Annotated in this window: 17 protein-coding genes; 8 read left to right on the forward strand and 9 right to left on the reverse strand. The window is 52.4% G+C overall.

All coding sequences use genetic code 11. The features are described from left to right. The first annotated feature begins 166 nt into the window (after positions 1-166). From LX87_RS12205 to folK, 3 genes are all read left to right on the forward strand, one after another. Positions 167-2,155: a CHU_0125 family OmpA-like outer membrane integrity protein gene (locus tag LX87_RS12205; protein ID WP_211325304.1), complete on the forward strand. Its 1,989-nt coding sequence runs from the start codon at positions 167-169 to the stop codon at positions 2,153-2,155. Between the two features lie 71 nt (positions 2,156-2,226). After that, positions 2,227-3,009 carry a TspO-related membrane protein gene (locus LX87_RS12210; protein WP_111628526.1) on the forward strand — a complete coding sequence of 261 codons (783 nt, stop codon included), beginning with the start codon at positions 2,227-2,229 and terminating at the stop codon, positions 3,007-3,009. Positions 3,010-3,190: 181 nt separating this feature from the next. Further along, complete coding sequence (gene folK / locus LX87_RS12215) at positions 3,191-3,682, forward strand: 2-amino-4-hydroxy-6-hydroxymethyldihydropteridine diphosphokinase (RefSeq protein WP_111628527.1); 492 nt, start codon at positions 3,191-3,193, stop codon at positions 3,680-3,682. 24 nt (positions 3,683-3,706) lie between these two features. On the opposite strand, the gene gatC is transcribed toward folK, so the two are convergent. From gatC to purH, 3 genes are read right to left on the reverse strand one after another with little or no spacing between them, the layout of a single operon-like run. After that, the gene (gatC, locus tag LX87_RS12220) at positions 3,707-3,994 is read right to left on the reverse strand and encodes an Asp-tRNA(Asn)/Glu-tRNA(Gln) amidotransferase subunit GatC (protein ID WP_111628528.1); all 288 of its coding nucleotides are present in this window, start codon (positions 3,992-3,994) and stop codon (positions 3,707-3,709) included. A gap of 11 nt (positions 3,995-4,005) precedes the next feature. Further along, on the reverse strand, positions 4,006-4,740 hold the full coding sequence (locus LX87_RS12225; protein WP_111628529.1) for a lysophospholipid acyltransferase family protein: 735 nt from the start codon (positions 4,738-4,740) through the stop codon (positions 4,006-4,008). A 3-nt stretch (positions 4,741-4,743) separates the two neighbouring features. After that, positions 4,744-6,276: a bifunctional phosphoribosylaminoimidazolecarboxamide formyltransferase/IMP cyclohydrolase gene (gene purH / locus LX87_RS12230; RefSeq protein ID WP_111628530.1), complete on the reverse strand. Its 1,533-nt coding sequence runs from the start codon at positions 6,274-6,276 to the stop codon at positions 4,744-4,746. 303 nt (positions 6,277-6,579) lie between these two features. On the opposite strand from purH, the gene LX87_RS12235 reads away from it, so the two are divergent. Further along, on the forward strand, positions 6,580-7,578 hold the full coding sequence (locus tag LX87_RS12235; RefSeq protein WP_310587915.1) for a pyruvate dehydrogenase complex E1 component subunit beta: 999 nt from the start codon (positions 6,580-6,582) through the stop codon (positions 7,576-7,578). A gap of 53 nt (positions 7,579-7,631) precedes the next feature. Here the strand turns inward: LX87_RS12235 and LX87_RS12240 are convergent, their stop codons facing one another. Both LX87_RS12240 and LX87_RS12245 read right to left on the reverse strand, forming a co-directional pair. After that, positions 7,632-9,161, reverse strand: a complete 1,530-nt coding sequence (locus tag LX87_RS12240; protein ID WP_111628532.1) for a SusD/RagB family nutrient-binding outer membrane lipoprotein — start codon at positions 9,159-9,161, stop codon at positions 7,632-7,634. Between the two features lie 2 nt (positions 9,162-9,163). Beyond that, positions 9,164-12,340 (reverse strand): SusC/RagA family TonB-linked outer membrane protein, encoded by a 3,177-nt coding sequence (locus LX87_RS12245; protein ID WP_111628533.1) that lies wholly within the window; start codon positions 12,338-12,340, stop codon positions 9,164-9,166. 386 nt (positions 12,341-12,726) lie between these two features. Between LX87_RS12245 and LX87_RS12250 the strand changes: the two genes are divergently transcribed. Beyond that, the gene (locus LX87_RS12250; protein ID WP_111628534.1) at positions 12,727-13,878 is read left to right on the forward strand and encodes a sigma-54-dependent transcriptional regulator; all 1,152 of its coding nucleotides are present in this window, start codon (positions 12,727-12,729) and stop codon (positions 13,876-13,878) included. Here the strand turns inward: LX87_RS12250 and LX87_RS12255 are convergent. Then, the gene (locus tag LX87_RS12255) at positions 13,875-14,984 is read right to left on the reverse strand and encodes a LuxE/PaaK family acyltransferase (protein WP_374755131.1); all 1,110 of its coding nucleotides are present in this window, start codon (positions 14,982-14,984) and stop codon (positions 13,875-13,877) included. The genes LX87_RS12250 and LX87_RS12255 overlap by 4 nt on opposite strands. 71 nt (positions 14,985-15,055) lie before the next feature. On the opposite strand from LX87_RS12255, the gene LX87_RS12260 reads away from it, so the two are divergent. Beyond that, positions 15,056-15,580: a hypothetical protein gene (locus LX87_RS12260; protein WP_111628536.1), complete on the forward strand. Its 525-nt coding sequence runs from the start codon at positions 15,056-15,058 to the stop codon at positions 15,578-15,580. Between the two features lie 25 nt (positions 15,581-15,605). Here LX87_RS12260 and LX87_RS12265 read toward each other — a convergent pair whose 3' ends face one another. Then, on the reverse strand, positions 15,606-16,856 hold the full coding sequence (locus LX87_RS12265; RefSeq protein WP_111628537.1) for an ATP-binding protein: 1,251 nt from the start codon (positions 16,854-16,856) through the stop codon (positions 15,606-15,608). Positions 16,857-17,178: 322 nt separating this feature from the next. Here LX87_RS12265 and hemA point away from each other — a divergent pair, with 322 nt between their 5' ends. Continuing rightward, positions 17,179-18,492: a glutamyl-tRNA reductase gene (gene hemA, locus LX87_RS12270; RefSeq protein ID WP_111628538.1), complete on the forward strand. Its 1,314-nt coding sequence runs from the start codon at positions 17,179-17,181 to the stop codon at positions 18,490-18,492. Positions 18,493-18,572: 80 nt separating this feature from the next. Then, entirely contained in the window at positions 18,573-19,190 is a 618-nt protein-coding gene (locus tag LX87_RS12275) for a DUF4230 domain-containing protein (RefSeq protein WP_111628539.1), read from the forward strand. Here the strand turns inward: LX87_RS12275 and eutC are convergent. Beyond that, entirely contained in the window at positions 19,187-19,942 is a 756-nt protein-coding gene (gene eutC / locus LX87_RS12280; protein ID WP_111628540.1) for an ethanolamine ammonia-lyase subunit EutC, read from the reverse strand. The genes LX87_RS12275 and eutC overlap by 4 nt on opposite strands. Further along, positions 19,939-21,318, reverse strand: coding sequence for an ethanolamine ammonia-lyase subunit EutB (locus LX87_RS12285; RefSeq protein WP_111628541.1), 1,380 nt, complete (start codon positions 21,316-21,318; stop codon positions 19,939-19,941). The genes eutC and LX87_RS12285 overlap by 4 nt, the downstream gene beginning before the upstream one ends. Between the last annotated feature and the right edge of the window lie 85 nt (positions 21,319-21,403).

A 21,403-nucleotide genomic window follows, 5' to 3' on the forward strand; every position in this document is an offset into this window, starting at 1 on the left:
CTTTCTCAAAAATCCCGCCCCTATCCGGCGGGATTTACTATTTCTGCCGATGCCGTTTCCCACCTGATTTTTCGCCAATAAAATGGACTTCTTATCGTTAAAATGTAGAGCCAAGCGATAAATACTTAACTTGGCGGTAAACTCAGCATACCATTACAGTAACCCTATGAAAATCAGTACCTCCTATTCGCTGCTGGTGGCGCTGGGGCTGGCCGTTGGGCTGGCTGGATGCAACTCCGCCATGCAGATGTATAAAAAAGGCGTTCGACAGTTCGAACAGGGCGAATACAACCTGGCCATTGAAAGTTTACAGAAAGCCGCTAACGGGAAAAGTGTGGAGGATGCAGCCCGGCTAAATTACCTACTGGCTGAATCGTACCGCCTGTCGAACCGTTTTTCGCAGGCCGCACCGTTCTACCAGAAAGCCATCGAATCCGGCACGGCGGAGGCCAATGCCAAAATGCACTACGCCTACGCCCTGAAGGCGCAGGCCCGTTACCCCGAAGCACTGGCTCAGCTTGAGCAGTACGTGTCTTCCAAACCGGCCAGCAAAGTTAACCTGGAAAAAGCCCGGCGCGAAGCCGAAACCCTGCGGGCCATCGACGTAATCAGCCAGAAGAAAATTGCCTTTCAGCCTAAAAACATCGGAAATCTGAACTCGCCGGGTTCGGAATATGCGCCGGTGATTCGGGGAGACGAACTGGTTTTTACATCGTCGCGGAAAGAAAAGATCTATAAGAATAACGGGCTGCCGATGTCCGGTATTTATAAAATCAAGCTGGGGCAAAAACCCGACGAAACCGGTAACAATCCGGAAAAGTTCAGCCCCAATATCTTCAGGGAAGACGTCAATGAGGGAACGCCCGCGTTCTCGAAGGATGGCAAAACTATGATTTTCGCGCGGGGCAACAACGGCAAACGCAAAGGCGGGCTGGACGTTGACCTGTACATCAGTCGCTTAACAGACAATACCTGGAGCGATCCGCAGCGCCTGCCCATCAGCGACTCAACGGCCTGGGACGGCAGCCCGGCTTTCTCGGCCGACGGCAAAACGCTGTACTTTGCTTCAAACCGCGCGGGTTCCGTGGGCGGCATTGACCTTTACCGGACCAATATGGACGCGTCGGGCCGGTTCAGCCGCCCTGTCAACATGGGCCGCGACATCAATACACCGGGTGATGAGATGTTCCCGTACGTGGCCGAAGACGGCAAGCTGTATTTTGCATCCGACGGGCATCCGGGTCTGGGCAAGCTCGATATTTTCGTAGCTACCCGCTCGCAGGGCATTATTTCGGTTGAAAACCTGGGTGTACCGATCAATTCACCAGCGGATGATTTCGGGCTGGTTTTGATCAATAACCACAAAGGGTATTTTGCCTCCAACCGTGATGGCGGTAAAGGCGACGACGATATTTATTACTTCGACGACTCGGAGGGCACCACGGAAAATCCGCCGATTGCGAGCAACACACCAGCCGAAGCCCCGAAACGGGTCCGGTATTTCATTGCGGGTACGGTTTCGGAAAATGCCACCCCGCAGGCTCCGCTGGATTCGGCAACGGTCCGGATCATCGAAGACGGTGTTGAAACGCCTATTGCTCAGGCCCTCACCGGTAAGCCGGGAACGTTTGGCAAGTATCCCCTGAAAGAAGGAAAAGATTACACCATTCTGGTTGAGCGGCCGGGTTACCTGACCAAACGGGAGCAGTTTACGATGCAGGGACGGAGTATTCCGCCGATTTTCCTGAAAAAAGCCGAAACCGACACGACGTTTGAAGTGCCGGTTCTGCTCGACAAGGTATCATTGGGTAAAACGTTCGTGCTGGAAAACATCTACTACGATCTGGATAAATACAACATCCGGCCCGATGCCGCCGAGGAACTGGATAAACTGGTTACGATCCTGAAGGATAATCCGACGCTGAAAATTGAGCTGAGTTCACATACCGACGTTCGTGCCCCCGATGCCTACAACATACGTCTATCGCAAAACCGGGCGAAGGCCGCTGTTGATTACATTGTCTCGAAAGGGATTGCCGCCGACCGGTTGATTGCGAAAGGCTACGGCGAAACGCAGCTTATTGTCAAAAATGCGAAAACCGAAGATGAGCACCAGCGCAACCGCCGGACGGAATTCAAGATTCTGAGTTTCTAAATTCGGGCCAGGCTTTAAACTTTACCGCATCAAACGGGTTAGATAGGTAGCTATTTAACCCGTTTTTTGTTATGAAAAGCGATAAAATCCGACAATTCCTGGTTGTCTTCATCGTCATTTCAACCATTATCATGAATTACCTGTCGAACGCACTACCGTTTGGAGGGCAAACCAACGCGCAGGTTTCGGACAAGTATTTTACCGACTTCACACCGGCCGGTTTCGCGTTTTCAATCTGGGGCGTTATCTATCTCGGCCTGCTGGGTTTTGCCATCTATCAGGCACTCCCCTCGCAACGAACCAATCCACGATTCCGGGCCATTGGTCCGCTGGTTATGCTGAACGGCTTGTTCAACAGCTTGTGGTTACCGATTTTCCAGAATGAGTGGCTTTTTATTTCCGTTCTGTTCATTGCCGGTATCCTGTACACCTTATACGGTATCAATGTTGGCCTTCGTCTGAACACAGCGCAGATTCCTACGGCCGAAAGCTGGCTGGCCCGCGTTCCCTTCGGGCTTTATTTCGGCTGGATAACCGTGGCCACCATTGCTAACGTCTGCGTCTGGCTTGAATCGAGTGGCTGGAACGGCTGGGGTATTAGCGGGCCGGTTTGGGCGCAAATCCTGATTGCCGTCGGCTTGGCCATTGGGCTTTTTGTGTTTAGCCGACTGCGAAGCTTTTCGTATTTGCTGGTTTTTGTCTGGGCCTATTCCGCCATTGCAGCCGGGCAGCAAGGCAACGGATCGGTGTCGCTGGTAGCCGTTATCGGTGCGATTATTGCCGGGGCCGTCCTTCTGTTCAGCTTTTTTCAACGGCCGAAATCACCGTCGCACTCAACCCCTTCTTTCAGCTAATTGGTTACCCGCTTAACCTGCAAGATCAGAAGCCTTGCAGGTTAAGCGGTTTTTTTGCAGGTTTGCGGGCCATTCTGCAACCGTTTTGAACGGCCTCAGAAACCGCTAATCGAAAACCAATATGTCTTATCCGGATGCCAACCCACTTCGTCCGAAAACGCCCGCCAATCCGTTTTAACGCATGACCACCTACACGGTTTTTCTGCTGCTGGGCGCTAACCTCGGCGACCGGGCGGCTACCTTGCAGCAGGCAATAGAGCAACTAAACGTCGATGTAGGGCCGGTTTTGCAGCAATCGGCACGTTACGAAACCGCAGCCTGGGGTGTTACCGACCAACCCGCTTTTTTAAATCAGGTGCTGAAAGTTTTAAGCGTTTTTCCGCCCGAAGAGATTCTGCAAAAAACGCAGGCAATTGAAAACCGCCTGGGCCGGGTCCGACGCGAAAAATGGGGCAGCCGCGTCATTGACATCGATTTGCTGTACGTAAATGATCTGATTTTGCAGCAGGAAACGCTGACGATTCCGCATCCGTTTCTGCACGAACGGCGGTTTACACTAGTGCCGCTGGCGGAGATTGCCCCGGACTTTGTTCACCCGGTATTGCATAAGACCCAGGAACAGTTGCTGGCCGAATGCCGGGATACGGGTGAAGTAAGAAAGTGGACGCCGTAGCTGCTGGCGTCCACAAACTCATTTTCATTCAATTACTTTCGGCACCTGAAAGTATTGTTCGGTCTTATCCGGAGCGTTTACAAGCGCCTGCTCCCGTGGGAGTTGGTGCGCCACCTCGTCTTCGCGCAGAACATTCAGCTCGCTTGAAATATGCGTTAACGGTTCGACCCCGGTGGTATCAATTTCGTTGAGCTGCTCCATCCAGGTCAGTACTTCGTTCAGACTTTCAACGAGAGGCTGTTCCTCTTCGGGCCGCACGTCAAGCCGGGCCAGGTGCGCGATTTTGTGCAAGGTTTCGTGATCAACTTTCATACATCTGACTCTTAATTCACCGCTACCCGGGCCGACTGATTCATCAACGACTCATCGATTACCCGGTACGTTTCCTCTTTTAACCGCTCAATATCGGCCTGCGTCAAGCCCCTGGTTTCGATGGGTGGATGCACCACCGCCCGAATGGGGCGCCAGTACATCCGTAGTTTTTTCTTATCCGGAAAAATCTCGTGGTTATTCAGAAGCGAAATCGGCACAATCGGTACCTGCTGCTGAACGGCCATCGTAAAAGCCCCGTCCTTAAACGGATGGAACATTTTGGGCGGATGTTTAGCCCTGATTCCTCCTTCCGGAAAAATCATGATGCTCCGTCCGCTTTTCAACGTCCGAATGCCCTTTGACAGCGAGTAGGCCCGGCTGTTGGCATGGCTCCGGTCGACCTGAATGTGCAGTTTGGCAAACATATACCCGAACAACGGAGCGCGCTTGATGGCACTTTTGCCGACAAACGCGTAGTAATTCCGGATGATGACGCCCATCACGGCAATGTCGAGGTACGAGAAGTGGTTGGCGCAAAAAACGTACGTCTGCCGGGGGTCGGGCCGGTACCGGTATTCAACCTGAACCGGCATACCGATAATCCAGAAGAACAACCGCCCCCAAACGTAATTAAGTTTATGCGCGTACGGTTTCCATTCTTCCCGTTGCAGAAAAAGAAACATAAACGGAAACAGCACCAGAAACAGCGCCAGAAACCAGAAACCGCACCAAATCGTGTAGACCATACATTAATGCTTGAAATGGCGGACGCCCGTGGTCACCATAGCCATGCCACGCTGGTTGCAGGCGTCAATGCTGTCCTTATCACGGATGGAACCGCCGGGCTGCACCACCGCCGTAATACCGGCTTCTGCCGCAATCTCAACGCAGTCGGAGAAGGGAAAAAACGCATCAGACGCCATCACCGCGCCTTTCAGATCGAACCCGAACGTCCGGGCTTTTTCAATCGCCTGTTTCAGCGCATCGACCCGGCTGGTCTGCCCGACGCCACTCGCCAGCAACTGGCCGTGCGACGGACCGCCATCGTTGGCCAGCACAATGGTGTTCGATTTGGTGTGCTTACAGATTTTCAGCGCAAATTCCAGCGCTCGTTGTTCACTGTCGGAAGGGGCTTTTTCCGTCACCACCTTAAACTGGCCGGCGGTTTCGGTCTGGTTATCTTTATCCTGTTCCAGCACACCGTTCAGCAGCGTCTTGAACATCTTCGGGCTGAATTCGACCGGTTTGCGTTTCAACAGGATACGGTTTTTCTTCGAACTCAGCAGGGTGAGTGCTTCCGGGTCGAAATCCGGCGCAATCAGGATCTCCATGAAGAGTTTATTCAGTTCTTCGGCCGTTTCCAGATCAACTTTCGCGTTGGTAATAATCACCCCGCCAAACGCCGAAACCGGATCGCAGGCCAGCGCGTTCAGGTACGCTTCCCGGGCCGTCGGAGCCGTGGCAACCCCGCAGGCGTTGGTATGTTTAATGATGGCAAACGTCGTGTCCGTAAACTCGTCGATCAGGCTGACGCAGGCATCCACATCCACCAGGTTATTGTACGACAACTCTTTACCGTTTAGCTGGTCGAACAGGGCGTTCAGATCGCCGTAGAACGTAGCCTGCTGGTGCGGGTTTTCGCCGTAGCGCAGCGACTGGGCCGGAAGCTGGCGGAAATCGCTGCTATCCGTGGTTGATCCGGCAAAATAATTATGAATGGCGCGGTCATAGCCCGACGACATGGCGAACGCTTCTTTGGCAAACCGGCGACGGTCTTCCAGATCGGTGGCACCCTGCTTCTCCGTCAGCAGGTTTACCACATCGGCATACTGGTTCCGCGACGACACGATCAGCACATCTTCGTAATTCTTGGCCGCAGCCCGAATAAGTGAAATACCGCCAATATCGATTTTTTCGATAATGTCTTCATCCGAAGCGCCCGACGCAACGGTTTCTTCAAAAGGATATAAATCAACGACCACCAGATCAATCGGGTTGATATCGTGACGGCTGGCCTGGGCAACGTCTTCGGCCAGGTTCCGGCGGTAAAGAATGCCGCCAAACACCACGGGATGCAGGGTTTTAACGCGTCCGCCAAATATGGACGGATAGCCGGTGATGTCTTCCACGGCCGTTACCGGAATGCCCAGTTGTTCGATAAACGTCTGGGTTCCGCCCGTTGAATACAACAGAACGCCGTTTTGGTGCAACAGCCGGACCAGCGGCTCCAGACCGTCTTTGTAATAAACCGAAATAAGTGCTGATTGAATGGTCTTCGACATGTAAAAACAAGATTTTCTCGGCTGAACCCGGCTGTTCTCTGCTTAACTCCGCGAAATAGTTATAAAGTTGTTTCGCAGCGTAGAGCGGAGTCGAAAGAGTTGAGCAGAGGATTATGGGACAAAGATAATTGAAAGGTTCGGAACGGAGACTTCTGATCGAAAAGGAGTTTGTAACTTTATGAAATTCGTCACCCTGATTGGCAGCCTGAACGACGGTCATCAGCGGGTTCGATATCGGCCGCAAATCCGAATTGTTCTTTTAGCCCGTTTTCGCTATTTTTGACCGTTTTTTACTAGCAGACGATAACTAACTCACATACGATGAGAGAAATACAATTCCGCGAAGCCCTCCGTGAAGCGATGTCCGAAGAAATGCGCCGGGATGAGAGGGTCTTTCTGATGGGCGAAGAAGTGGCCGAATACAACGGAGCGTATAAAGTCAGCCAGGGTATGCTCGACGAGTTTGGTCCTCAGCGGGTCATCGATACGCCCATTGCCGAATTGGGCTTTGCCGGTATTGGTGCCGGTGCAGCCATGAACGGTTTGCGGCCTATTATCGAGTTCATGACGTTTAACTTCTCGCTGGTTGCCATTGACCAGATCATCAACGGCTCGGCCAAAATCATGTCGATGTCGGGCGGGCAGTACTCCAACCCCATTGTGTTCCGCGGACCGACCGGAAATGCCGGGATGCTCTCGTCGCAACACTCGCAAAACTTCGAAAACTGGTACGCCAATACATCCGGCCTGAAAGTGGTGGTGCCGTCGAACCCGTACGACGCCAAAGGTCTGCTGAAATCGGCCATCCGCGACGACGATCCGGTTATTTTTATGGAATCGGAACTGATGTACGGCGATAAAGGTCAGGTTCCGGAAGAAGAATACCTGATTCCGATTGGCAAAGCCGACATCAAACGCGAAGGCAACGACGTAACGATAGTGTCGTTCGGCAAATTCATGAAAGTGGCCCTGCAAGCCGCCGAAGAACTGGCGAAAAACGGCGTTTCGGCCGAAGTGATTGACCTGCGTTCAGTCCGGCCAATCGATTACGATACCGTCATCAATTCCGTTAAGAAAACCAACCGCTGCGTGGTGGTGGAAGAAGCCTGGCCGCTGGCCGCTATCTCATCCGAACTGGCGTATACCATCCAGCGCCGGGCATTTGATTACCTCGACGCGCCGGTTATTCGGGTAAACAGCCTGGACCTGCCGCTGCCGTATGCACCAACACTGATTGAGGTGATTCTGCCCAACGTGAAGCGTACGCTGGAAGCCGTTGATGCAGTGATGTATAAGAAATAAGAAGAAGTTTTATAACAGAAAAGGGCGCCCGGAGCGCCCTTTTCTGTTATGGACTATTTATCCCACCAGACGCGGGTATCGAGGTTATCAGGCCCCTGCCGGGAGGTGGCTTCACTCAGGTTAGCCGCATTTACCGATAGCTCCGAGTCCGGATACGAGATGCGGTTGATAAATTGGCCCTTGATCTCCTTGCCCGGATACGGATTGGGTGCCAGTTTCGGGTAATCACTCCGCCGGAAGTTGGCAAAGGCTTCCGGGCCGTTCAGGAACGATGCTACCCAATACTGCGTGTTGATCTGCTCCAGACCGTTTGCGGCCACGTACGGATGTTTCTGAAGGTAACTCGTAATGGCAGCCGCCGGAACCGCCGAATTAGCGTCGGCGTCGCCCAGTTGCTGCATGTGGGCCGTGATGCCTGCTGCATAGAAATCTGCCGCGCTGCCGGTAATCCAGCCCCGTTGAGCGGCTTCGGCCAGGAGAAGCTGCGTTTGAGCCGTCGTGACCAGGAACGTCGGTGCGTCGAGTCGGGCCAGCCGGGTGCGATCCACCTGCGAATAATCGTAGAAACTCGCCAGTTTATCCGCTGTAGCCTGCGCTGGAATCGTCCCGTTATCGAAGCCGAGCGGCATCCCGATCTGCACCGACGGATCGCGGTTGGCCTTGGCCGCCGTTTGTTCGGCCCCACTCTTGGCCCCAACATACCGCACCGCAATGGAAGCCAGCCGGGGGTCTTCGTTGGCACGCAGATAATCCACAAACGTGCGGGTGAGGTAGAAATTGGCGGCTTCTGTTGAGTTGAGCGTTCCGCCAACGGGGTTCTGGTAGTTGGGGTTGTTGCGAATCAGGGCATTGTCGGCGTTAGCCGTCATGACCCCGCCCGCAAACGCCTTGGCAGCGGTCGACTGCGCCAGCGTCGGATTTACCTTGACCAGCCGCATCCCGGCCCTCAACAACAACGAGTTACCCAGCTTTTTCCACTTTTCAATGTTTCCACCGTACATGATCTCCCCGGCTTCCGTAGGCTTGCTGGCATCCAGAGCGGCCGTTGCTTCCGTCAACTCTTTCAGAATATCATTGTAAATACTCTCCTGCGTGTCGTACTTGGGCGTCACATTAGCCTGCAAAAAGCCCAGACCCGCCTGCGAATACGGAATATCGCCATAGCTATCCGTCAGAACCATCGACGCATAGGCTTTCCAGATGCGGGCCATGTTGTACAGGTTGGACCGGTTGACATCGTCTTTGGTTTTAGCCATAACATCCACCAAATAGCGCACGACATCCCGGTAATACCGTTGCCAGATGCCCGTATTAGCGCCCGTGGGCCCTCGGTTATCGACGTTGTAATTACCACCGGCAATAATTCCGGAATTGGGCGAAAAAACCTGTTGGACAATGGCGGTTTCAAAAATCAGAGTCTGACCCGGAAAGGTGCTGTTGATCATCGCATTGTTAAACGTGAACAGCGGATTGATCGACGTGGCTGCGGTGGGGTTAATATTTAATTCATCGAATCCCTTCTCACACCCGCTGACACCAAGCAACAGGGCTACTAACGGTATATAAATCAGTTTCTTTTTCATGATTAGAAGCGAACGTTAAGGTTGAAGCCGATGCTGCGGGTGGTGGGCAGGCCCGTTGATTCAAGCCCGACCAGGTTGTCGGAGCTGAAACCAAATTGCTCGGGATCAATGTTGGGTACCCATTTTTTCAGGATGGCGACGTTGTTGGCCACGGCGCTCAGGCGAATGCCTTTGATAAACAGTTTGCTGGGGAGCATTTTCGTGAAATCGTAGCCAAGCGAAATCTGACGGAGTTTCCAGAAACCGGCGTCGTAGACCACCTGCTCACCCAGGCTTTTCGACCGGCCCACGGAGTAATAATCCTGCACGAAGGCCCGGACGGTATTGGCTTCTCCCCGTTCGTTGACGCCCACGCCCACCATCTTGTTGTCGGCTTCTCCCCGGCCCACCAGCGTCTCTTTGTGCAAACCGTGCCGGTACGCATTAAGGTTGGTGCCCGAAATCATTTTACCACCCAGTTTGAAATCAATCAGGAACGACAGGTTGATTCCCCGGTACGTAAACGAGTTGGTAATACCGCCAACGTATTTAGGCAAGGCCGAACCAAAGGAAATCGCCGTCGGGGTTCGAACCGCAAGCCCATCCCCGCCGTGCACAATCCGCCCCTGCGCATCGCGTTGATAGCCAAATGTATAGAGCTGCGCCAACGGCATTCCGACCACGTGGCGCAACTCGCCGACATAAATACCGTTCCCGACAACAATCTGTTCGCCCGGTGTATCGGTCAGCAGCCGGAGCAGTTTGGTTTCGTTATAGGAACCGTTCAGCGTAATATCCCAGGAAAAACCCTTGGTGCGAACCGGCGATCCCGTCAGCAGGACTTCAACGCCCCGGTTCCGGCTTTTACCACTGTTGATCAGCGTGTTTGTATACCCGGAAGCGTCGGACGACTGAGCCGCCACAATCTGGTCGCTGGTGATCTTGTTGTAATAAGCCAGATCAACGCCCACCCGGTTATTGAACAGCTTCAGTTCCAGCCCCACTTCGGCTTCGGCGGTCCGGCTGGGTTTCAGGGTTGCACTCGGAACGGTTCCGGAAGTGATGTTCCCAACGGGCTGCCCCAGACCCGACGGATTCGGGAACAGGTTAGCCGCTACACTGTAAAACAGGTTGTTGGAATACGGGGCTACGTCGCCATCGCTTCCCACTTCGGCATAAGCCGCCCGGATTTTGCCGAAATTCAGCCAGCCCGGCAGGTTGTTGAAAGCCTGCGAGAACACGAAACTTCCCGTGAGCGACGGATACAGAATGCTGCGATTGCCCGGTGCCAGCGTCGAAAACCAGTCGTTACGCGCCGTTACGTTCAGGTAGAGGAAATCGTTGTATGAAAATTCGGCGGCCCCGTACAGCGAGTTCACTTTCCGTTCGCTCAAACCATACGTCGGATCTTTTACGCGGCCATTTTGCGGAATATAAAGGTCGCGTACAATGAAGTCCGTCACCAGCACACTGTTCACATCGCTCCGGCGGTATAACTGGTTGCCCCCGGCGGTAACATCGATCCCAAACTTGCCGAATGTCCGGTTCAGGCCGATCAGGAAGTCGGCGTTGAGTTCGCGGAACCGCCGGGCTTCCTGCACATAGGCCCCATTTACAAAACCGGCGGGGGCGGCTGCCAGCGAAGCCTGGCCCGTCGGGAAGTTATAGTCCTGATCCCGCGACCAGAAATCCTGACCAACCCGCCCCTGAAGATACAGCCAGTCAGTGAAATTGTACCGGGCGGTCAGGTTGCCAAAGAGCCGGTCGCGCCGGATATTTTCAAATTTCTGACTCAGGACAAAATACGGATTGGTCCGGTTCTGAAACCGTGTCCAGATGTATTCGTTGCCGGTGGTTGGGTTGATCTGGTTCGCTTCCAGCACATCGAACGGCATGGAATTCGCCATAGTGTAGATAACCGTCGGCGTACTGTTGTCCTGCTGCGCAATCTGGGGCGGGTTTTTGTTATACTCGTTGGAATAGTTGAGCGTTCCCGTTACCGTTAATTTCGGCGACAGATTGTAGCTAAAACCAAGGTTGATGGTTTTCCGATTGAACGTATTGTTTGGCGTAATGCCTTTGTTGTCGGTATTGGAGACGGATAGGTTGAAGCCGCCCCGATCGCTGCCGGACGAAACCGAAACCGAGTTGGTCCAGGTCGAACCGGTACGGTAAAACTTCCGGATGCGGCCTCGGATGGGTTCATACGGCACGGTTATTCCGCCGAACAGCACCTGCGTCTGCCCGTTGAATTTCTCCCCAAAACTCCATACGCCCGAAGTCGGATTGGGAGCCGTTGGCCGAACACCGTATTCACCCTGCCCGTACTCATACTGATAATCCGTAAAGTCCAGCGGCTGGTCGGTAGTAAAGTTGGTATTGTAGACAACGCCGATGCCCTGTCCGCTGCCTCTGGTTTTGGTGGTGATCATGATCACACCGTCTTTGGCCCGCGACCCGTAAAGAGCCGCAGCCGTTCCGCCTTTCAGCACAGTCATGCCCTCGATGTCGTCCGGGTTGATGGACGAAAGCCCGTCACCGCCGTCGGAATAGTTCCGATCGCGGCTACCGACCGAACCGTCGCTGCCCGTGTTCCCGTTGTTCTGCCCAAAGTTGGTGTTGTCAATGGGTACGCCGTTGACAACAATCAGCGGGTTGTTCTGACCGGAAAACGACGACTGGCCCCGAATCCGGATTTTACTCGTTCCGGCTGCGCCCGTTCCCAGGCTGGAGATATTTACCCCCGCCACTTTGCCCTGTAGGGCGTTCATGAAGTTCACCGTGCGGTTAGTGGTAATTTGCTCGGAGCTTACATTGGCGGTAGCGTACCCCAGGCGTTTGGCTTCTTTTTTAATACCGAGGGCCGTTACAACCACCTCATTCAGATTCTGGGAGCCCTCTTCGAGCGTAACGGTCAGAACGGTTTGATTGCCAATGGGGACTTCCCGCCCCAGGAAACCGATGGAACTGAATACCAGTACCGCATTGGCTGGTGCGCTGAGACTAAATTTACCGTCAGCGTCGGAGGATGTTCCCAGGGTTGTATTCTTAATGACAACAGATACCCCGGCGATAGGCTGTTGATCTTTCCCGGAGAGGATGGTTCCGGTGACCCGCCGGTCTTGCGCCTGAGCACCTGCTACCCATAAGGCTCCGAGCCATAAGGTTAGCAGACTGCGTAGGAAGGTAGAATAACGCATAGAGAGATGGAGTTTTAAAAATAAAGATGGTAAGGAGGCACGTATAGCGTAACAGATACCCATTAGCTATTACTGTAATTTGTAGCAATTTTTAGGATATTACAAGGCTTTTTTTAGATATTTTCTGCCACCTGATTTCAGTTTAACGAGTAAATAATTTTAAAAGATTAAATTATCATACAAGAAATGTCTGTTTATTTGTCTTACTTAATTACTTAGTTTTAGAACAAAAACCCTTTAGGACTGTATTTCTTTCATACGGACTAAAAAAATAGAGGTATGCTTGCTTATTGCCATCTGTTTCTATTATTTTCCATTAAAATTCAGATTCGTACGTGTCATTTTCCGGACAATCGACCGGGTTATTTTTAAAGAAATCTTGATTTATGGCTAGGTTAGTCATTATTGACGACGAAAAAAGCATCCGGGATGCGCTCCGCGATATTCTTGAGTATGAGGGCTACGAAGTGGACGAAGCCAAAGATGGTGAGGAAGGGTTGGAGCTTATTAAACAGAACAACTATGACGTAGCACTATGTGACATTAAAATGCCCAAGATGGATGGTCTTGAACTGCTTCTGAAAGCAGCCGAAATCGGGAAAGGGACTCAATTCATCATGATTTCTGCCTACGGAAACGTAGAAAACGCTGTAGAAGCCACCAAACGAGGAGCCTTTGACTTCATCATTAAACCCCCGGATCTGAATCGCCTGCTGGTAACTGTACGGAATGCCATTGAGAAATCGAAGCTGGTTGTGGAAACCAAAACACTTAAGCGGAAGATTTATAAACTCAATGAAATCGTGGGCGAATCCGAACCCATACGCCGGGTTAAAGAAACCATTGAACGCGTAGCCCCCACCGAAGCCCGCGTACTGATTACGGGTGCCAACGGAGCCGGGAAAGAAATGGTGGCCAAGCAAATCCACGAAAAAGGCAACCGGACCTCCATGCCGCTGGTTGAAGTAAACTGCGCAGCGATCCCGAGCGAACTTATTGAAAGTGAGTTATTTGGTCACGAAAAAGGAGCATTTACAGGCGCCACCAGCCGACGCGCCGGAAAGTTTGAACAGGCCGACGGCGGCACGCTTTTTCTGGACGAAATCGGTGATATGAGCCTGACGGCGCAGGCCAAAGTACTGCGGGCGCTACAGGAAAGCAAAATTACCCGCGTGGGTGGTGACAAGGAGATTAAAATCAACGTCCGGGTTATTGCCGCAACCAATAAAGATCTTCGCCGGGAAATCCAGGAAGGAAACTTCCGTGAAGATTTATTTCACCGGTTGAGCGTTATCCGCATCCACGTTCCTCCGCTGGCCGAACGACCCGAAGACATACCGTTGCTGGCTGAAAAATTTCTGCACGATATCGCCAACGAATACGGCGCACCGCCCAAAGAAATCACGAAGGATGCCATGGACTACCTGCAATCGCTGCCCTGGACCGGTAATGTCCGCGAACTCCGGAATGTAGTGGAACGACTGGTGATTCTGTGTGGTGATAAAATTACGCGCTATGATGTAGAAATGTACGCTTAAAGTACCATCAGATTACAACCTCGAATATCCGAATTATCGAAACGCCCGATGACACGAAACGCATCGGGTATTTCTTTCTCATACTGGCCCAGGTCCTGCGTTTCAATAAAACTACAGGAGTCGAGGTTGGCCAGATCGATGACGTTAATGCCCCCCGTTAGCCGGACGGTTTGTTTGCCTGACGACTGCTCATCGGGTGCCGGATAAATCGAAAATGGATCATTCACGTCCCGAAGCAGAATGCGTAGCGTTGACGACATCCGGAAAACGCCCCCACCGACGGAGTAAGCCTGCGAGAGCAGTTCCGTCATCCCGTATTCCGAGTGAATGCCCGAAACACCCAGCCGCCGGATGAGCACCTCGTGGACTTCTTCGCGGAGCAGTTCCTGCCGACGGCCTTTCATACCGCCCGTTTCCATCACAATCAATTGGGGAAGTTTTTGCAGAAACAAGAAATCCGTGTCGGACTCGGCCCAGTCGAGTAGCGCAAACGTAACGCCAATGAGCAGAACTTTACGCTCCGGTTCCCGTTGTTCGGCCAGTTGCTGAAGCGTTGCGGTTAAGTCGGCGGTATTATGCAGAAAAAAACCCGAAACCGGGGAGCCGGTTTTTTCAATAAACCGCTGAACCATATACACCAGCGACGAGTTATTTCGTTCAAGGTATGACGGTAGTAAAGCCAGAATATGGAAGCGGTCGAGCGGGCCGTATACGTGCTCGAATAACTGCTGACTAACAGTATCATACAAAGCCGGATCGGCCACGTAATGACGGCTGGTGACGGTTCCGGTCGTACCGCTACTGGCAAATGTCAGCCAATTATCGACCGACGGTAGCAGGCCGGTTTCCAACGGGGTCTCCGACCGGGTCAGAATGGGGTGATGTTTGAAAAAAGCGATCGGCAGAAACGGAATCTGCTCAATCCGTTGTATCTTTTCAGGTTGAACCTTAAGGTATTCCAGGTAGCGGCTATAAATCGGGTTGAACCGGGCCTGATACCGGAAAACGGCCAGCGCAGTGGCGTTAAATGCCGACCGGTCAGCCGGTTGTAAACGGACAATCTGGTTGCGGAGGTCCTGACGAATGCTTGATGGTGACAACGTAATGAAAGAAATTAGCTTGCAACGCGTGTGTAAGCCGAGTAAACACTAACTGGTAACAATAGTCTATTAACACAATGTCTACGCGAATTATTCGGCACGGCCTGTTTTTTTTCGGGATTGCGGCCCTGCTCGTGGGGTGTCTCGAACCGCCTGATTTCAGTAATGTGCCCTCCATCAGTTCTCCATCGGTTACGTCTTACCCGGCTTTTGACGATTTTTCGCAGATTCCCAAAGACTCGGTCGTCATTACAGTAAAGTTTCAGGATGGCGATGGCGACCTGGGCGAAGACCCGGAGGCCCGGAATGACACCATAAAATACGCCGAATGGGGCAACTACGAACTGAAAGTCTATCAGTTTGTCAATGGACGATTTGAGTATGTCGATTTGCCGGTTTTAAATAAGCTGTTTTTCCCGCGTCTAAAACCTGACGATAAGGGCAGTCCGCTGGAAGGTACGCTGGATTTTTCCCAAAGCTTTCTGCGTTCGCGGAATGCCAAAATGACGCCGGTTAAGTTTGCCATCCGCATTCGCGACCGCGGTATGAATGTCAGCAACGTTGTAGAAACCGATACAATCTCGATTCCATTGAGTTTTTAATATCCGATGCGCAGTGCTTCCGGGATCAGGAGGCACTGCGTACGGTTTTCTCGCCTTTCACCACCGGCCCTTCGCTCATCACGTTTTCTTTCAGCAGAATCCGGAAGGTGGTTCCCTTGCCAACCTCGGAGCTTTTCACAAACAGCCGGCCTTCGTGGTACTCTTCAATAATTCGCTTGGCCAGTGTAAGCCCCAATCCCCAACCCCGTTTCTTGGTGCTGTAGCCCGGCGTAAACACCTTTTGCAGGTTTGCCTTGTTGATGCCTTTACCGGTGTCGGTGATATCGATAGCTATTTCATTGCGGGGCAACGGCATGAGCCGAATGGTCAGCTTTCCGATTCCGCCCATAGCATCGACGGCATTTTTGCAAATGTTTTCCACCACCCACTCAAACAGCAGTTTGTTGATTTTAACCTCTTTGCCGTCAACCAGAAAATTCTCGACGTGTATTTTTACTTTCGTTGAAATCCGCTTTTCAAGGTAGGCTATAAACTGACTGACCGTTTCGTAAATGTTTTCACTTTTCAACGTCGGCACGGAGCCAATGCTTGAAAACCGGGTAGCAATCGTCTCCAGCCGCTTGACATCCTTTTCGATTTCATCCGCAACAGAGTGATCAACGGACGGATCGCTCCGCAGATACTCCACCCAGGCCATCAGCGACGACAGGGGTGTACCCAGCTGGTGCGCCGTTTCTTTCGCCAAACCCACCCAGACACGGTTTTGCTCCGCCCGGCGGGCCGAACTAAACGCCAGATAAGCCAGAAAACCGAGTGTTACCATCACGGCCAGCAGGACATACGGAAAAAACCGGAGTTGGGTAAGTAACAGCGAGTTATGATAATAAATATAGCCGTTTATTTTGCCGTCCACTTCAACCACAATGGGTTGATGTTCTTCTTTCATATCGGCCAACTCCTCCTCCAGGATGCCGAGTATTTCTTCGTCGGATGTACCCGGCGGGAAGGTGTAGTTGTGAATCGGAATTTTAGGAATCTTGTGGTTCTCATCCACATAAATCGTCGGAACCTGGTTTTTCTGATTGACGAACATGATTTCGTTCGTAATAAACGTCAGGTCTTCATCGGCGTTCTCATCGTAGACATTGACCAAGGCTCTGGCATATAATTTTACGTCATTTTCCTCCCGCTCTTCCAGCTTTGCAATCAGGCTGTTGGTGTAAAGCAGCGAAGCCGTACCAACCAGTAGTAAATTTAGGGCAAGAACAATCTTAAGGGTGTTTCGCTGACCGTATATTTCCAGTGACTTTAACATAAATCTCGTTTTGAAGCAACCCGACTACGGCTTTCTGCGTATCTGCTGAAAATGATCAGGTTGCCGACTGACCAACGTCATCCTATTCGGACTTCTCGAGTAGTAACTTAGCATGAATTTACGTCATAACGCAGAATTTTGGCAATTCAATGTCTTTATTTCCCATCTCACCGGAATAAACTTGTAAATAGGATATAAAGGGGAGAACTTTACAGTAGTTTATAGAGGTTCTAAATAAGTGTCGAGTAAACTGAAACTGCTCCAATAGTGTTTTCAGTGAAAGAATTGTATTGTAATTTTGGGCATTATTTGAATAGTAGCAATGCACGAGATCTTTAAATCAATTAGTTTATCCTATAAAACCGCCCCGCTGGCCGTTAGAGAGCTAATTGCATTAAACGAAGATGAGTCCAAGCAGTTTCTGATCAAACTCCGGGAGTTTTTCGGCGCTACAGAAGCGCTGGTTCTCTCCACCTGTAACCGTACGGAGATTTATTATACCTCCAGTCAGAATCTGAATCAGGAAATTGCCCGCCTGCTGCTGGCTGAAAAAGGGATTACCTCCTCCGACGAATACCTGCCTTATTTTCATTTTTTTGATACCCAGGCTACTGCTGTTCGCCATCTTTTTGAAGTTTGTACGGGTCTGCACTCCCAGGTTGTGGGCGATATGCAGATTCCGAATCAGGTCAAACACGCTTACCAGTGGTCGGCAGACCTTGACATGGCCGGGGCCTTTCTGCACCGGTTGATGCACACGATTTTCTTCACCAACAAACGGGTTGCGCAGGAAACCAGTTTCCGCGATGGAGCCGCTTCGGTTTCGTATGCCGCCGTTGAATTAATTGAAGAACTGGTTGGCAACAATGGTTGTCCGCACCTGGCCGAACAGGGCTCGGCGGCCCCGTCAATTCTGGTGGTGGGTCTGGGCGAAATTGGCGCGGACATCTGCGAGAACCTGGCCGCACGCAAATTAAACCGGATTACCCTTTGCAACCGCACCCGCTCCAAAGCCGATGCACTGGCAGAGAAACACGGTTTCCGGGTTGCCGACTTTGCCGATCTGACGCAGGAAATTGCGAAAGCGGATGTGATTATTTCGTCGGTGCTGGTGGAAAAACCGTTGATCACCGCCGAATTGCTATCCGGTTTGAACTCCCTGACGTTTAAATATTTCTTTGACTTATCCGTTCCCCGGAGCATCGACGTCAACGTTGAACAGGTTCCGGGCGCACTGCTGTATAACATCGACCAGATCCGGACCCGGGCCGACGAAGCCCTGAGCCGCCGGATGGCTTCCATCCCACAGGTAGAAGCCATCATTGATCAGTCGATTGCTGATTTTAACGACTGGTCGCGCGAGATGATCGTGTCACCGACCATCAACAAATTCAAAAATGCGCTGGAGCAGATTCGGAAAGAAGAAATTGCCCGCCATCTGAAACACATGACTGCCGAAGAGTCCGAGAAAGTGGAGAAAATTACGCGCAGCATCATGCAGAAAATAATGAAAGCACCCGTTTTGCAACTGAAAGCTGCCTGCAAACGGGGCGAAGCCGACACACTGATCGATGTGTTGACGGATTTGTTCGATTTGGAAAAACAACCAACCGATGCTTCCCAAAGCTTTCACTAACCTATGATGAATTAGTTGCCGGGATCCCAAACTAAGCAATTGGTTTGGGATTTTTCGTTTATAGTATAGCCGCTCTGCTTATGACCCGTTTTATCAACTCATTGCTCCGCTTCTTTCTTGTTCTTTTGCTGGTTGTTGGCCTGGTCGTGTTGTGGGAACAGCTACGCGGCTGGTCGGTTTTCAGCGGTTTGACCAAAAAGGAAGCGTCGGTTCAAACGGTTGTCTTGCAGGAAGTAACAGAGTTGGGCAAGCTCGAACTGGTCAAATACCGTTTCAAAGACATTGTTGAACATCAGCTGATCCGGGAGTGGCTGCCCAACCCGAAAGCCGTCCTGATTGTGGAGGGCGAAGCCGTTGGTTGTCTGGACCTGACCAAAATCACGAGTGAGGACATTACTACGCAGGGCGATAGCCTCATTGTTCACTTACCCGACCCGGAACTCTGTTCGTATAAAATCGATCACCGGAACTCGCGCGTTTTCAACACAGAATACACCTTTTTTGAAGAAGCCCAACTGGTCAGCGAAGCCTACCGCCGGGCCGAAACTCAAATCCGCCGGGCAGCTCTTAACAGCGGTATTCTGGAACAAACCCGTCAGAATGCCGACAAAATCCTCAAACCCATGCTGGAGCGAATTTCCGGCAAAAAAGTTTTTCTGACCACCCGCCTGAAAGCCACCCTGCAACCGCTCCGCTAGTGCGTCAGCAGGTTATCGTCAAATTCATCTTTTAGCTGGACACCCGACAGCTTGCGGGTTTTCATTTCCGTCAGTAAATACAGGAGTTTCTGCACGGCAGCTTCGTACGGCAAGCCTTCGGGCCGAATGTTGGAAATACAATTGCGGGATTCATCGGTCAGGCCCGGCTCCGGGCGGAACGTCAGGTAAGCACCCAGGCTGTCAGGAGAGGTCAGGCCAGGCCGCTCGCCAATCAGAACGACCACCGTTTCAGCCTTCAGCGCGTACGCAATTTCGTCTCCAACGGCCACGCGGCCCTGTTCCACGACACACAAAGGCGCCAGCGACCAGCCCTGTTTCCGAACTTCCTCCACCAGTCGGGTTACCACCGGCAGCGCGTGACGGTTGATGGCCGTTGCCGATAGCCCGTCGGATAAAACAAGGCAAAGGTCAAAACGGCCCGAAACAGACAACTTGACACGGCTTTGCTCATCCAGTTTTCGGCCCAAATCCGGACGTTGCAGATACTGCTGGCGGTCGGCAGCACGGCTATGAAGCTGCAAAACCGGTTCCTGAACGGTTTTGAGTTGACGCACCAGTTGATCCCGCTCCAGTTCCGAATAAACGGCATCACGGGCGCGGGCGTGGTCAAGCTGAAAATCCAGCAGGGCGCGGGTGGGCAGGCTGTGACCGGTGCGGCCGCGGGCAATGCGGGCGGAGGTGTGACTTTGCAGGAAAGCCCACGGATCGGGCTGGTCGGGAAGTGAGTTCATAGTCCGGCGGCTTGTAATAAACGGTGGGTATTTTTGACCGGTAACAATCGGCCTTCAGTGTTGATCAGGTCCATGCGGAGCAGCCAGTCTTCAAACTCCGGGGCGGGACGCAGACGGCACAAATTCCGCACGTACAGCGCATCGTGGAACGACGTACTCTGGTAATGCAGCATCACATCGTCGGCGCCGGGAATGCCCATAATAAAGTTGACACCCGCCGTACCGAGCAGTGTCAGTAGCGTGTCCATATCGTCCTGATCGGCCTCGGCGTGGTTCGTGTAGCAAATATCAACGCCCATCGGCAGCCCCAGCAGTTTGCCGCAGCAATGATCTTCCAGCCCGGCGCGAATGATTTGTTTGCCATTATAGAGGTATTCCGGACCGATGAAACCCACCACGGTATTGACCAATAGCGGTTCAAAAAGCCGGGCCACGGCATAGGCCCGCACCTCGCAGGTTTGCTGATCAACCCCGTGGTGGGCGTTGGCCGACAGGGCGCTCCCCTGCCCCGTTTCGAAATACATCACATTCTGACCAACGGTACCCCGGTTTAGCGACCGACCGGCTTCCAAACCTTCCCGCAACAGGGCCAGATTGACCCCGAACGACGTATTGACGGCTTCGGTCCCGCCAATGGACTGAAACACCAGATCGACCGGTGCGCCCTGCTCAATGGCCTGGAGCGTGGTGGTAATATGGCTCAAAACGCAGGTTTGCGTGGGAATATCGAACCGCTGCCGAATCTGATCCATCATATCGACCAGCCGCATGACCGTCCGGACGTGGTCAGTAGCCGGATTAATACCGATCACCGCATCGCCACTGCCGTAAAACAGTCCATCGACAATGCTGGCGGCCACACCCCGAAAATCGTCGGTCGGGTGGTTGGGTTGCAGCCGGGTCGAAAATCGTCCTTTCAGGCCAATCGTATTCCGAAACCGCGTCACTACTTCGCACTTAGCGGCCACGGTAATCAAATCCTGATTTCGCATCAGCTTGCTCACGGCGGCCACCATCTCCGGCGTCAGACCCGCTTGCAGGTTTGTCAGCATTCGGGCGTCGACCTCATCCGACAGCAGGTAATTCCGCAGATCACCAACCGTCAGGTGACGAATGGAGGCAAACGCATCGGCATCGTGCGTATCCAGAATTAACCGGGTAATCTCGTCGATTTCGTAGGGAATAACGGCTTCGGTCAGAAAGGTCGTCAGTGGCAGGTCGGCCAGCGCCATCTGAGCCGCCACCCGTTCCTCGGCGGTCCGGGCCGCTACGCCCGCGAGTTGATCACCCGAACGCAACGGAGTAGCTTTCGCCAGCAGAGTCTTGAGGTCGTCGAAGCGGTAGGTTACGTTACGAACAGCACAGCGGTACGCCATAGTGGTAACAAATGCGTAAAAGATTGTACGAAAATGGGAACAACAGAAGGACTTATCCCGGAAAATGAAATCTACAAAGAAGCTG

It is taken from the genome of Larkinella arboricola (assembly GCF_003259745.1).
In the GTDB taxonomy this organism is placed as follows: Bacteria; Bacteroidota; Bacteroidia; order Cytophagales; family Spirosomataceae; genus Larkinella; species Larkinella arboricola.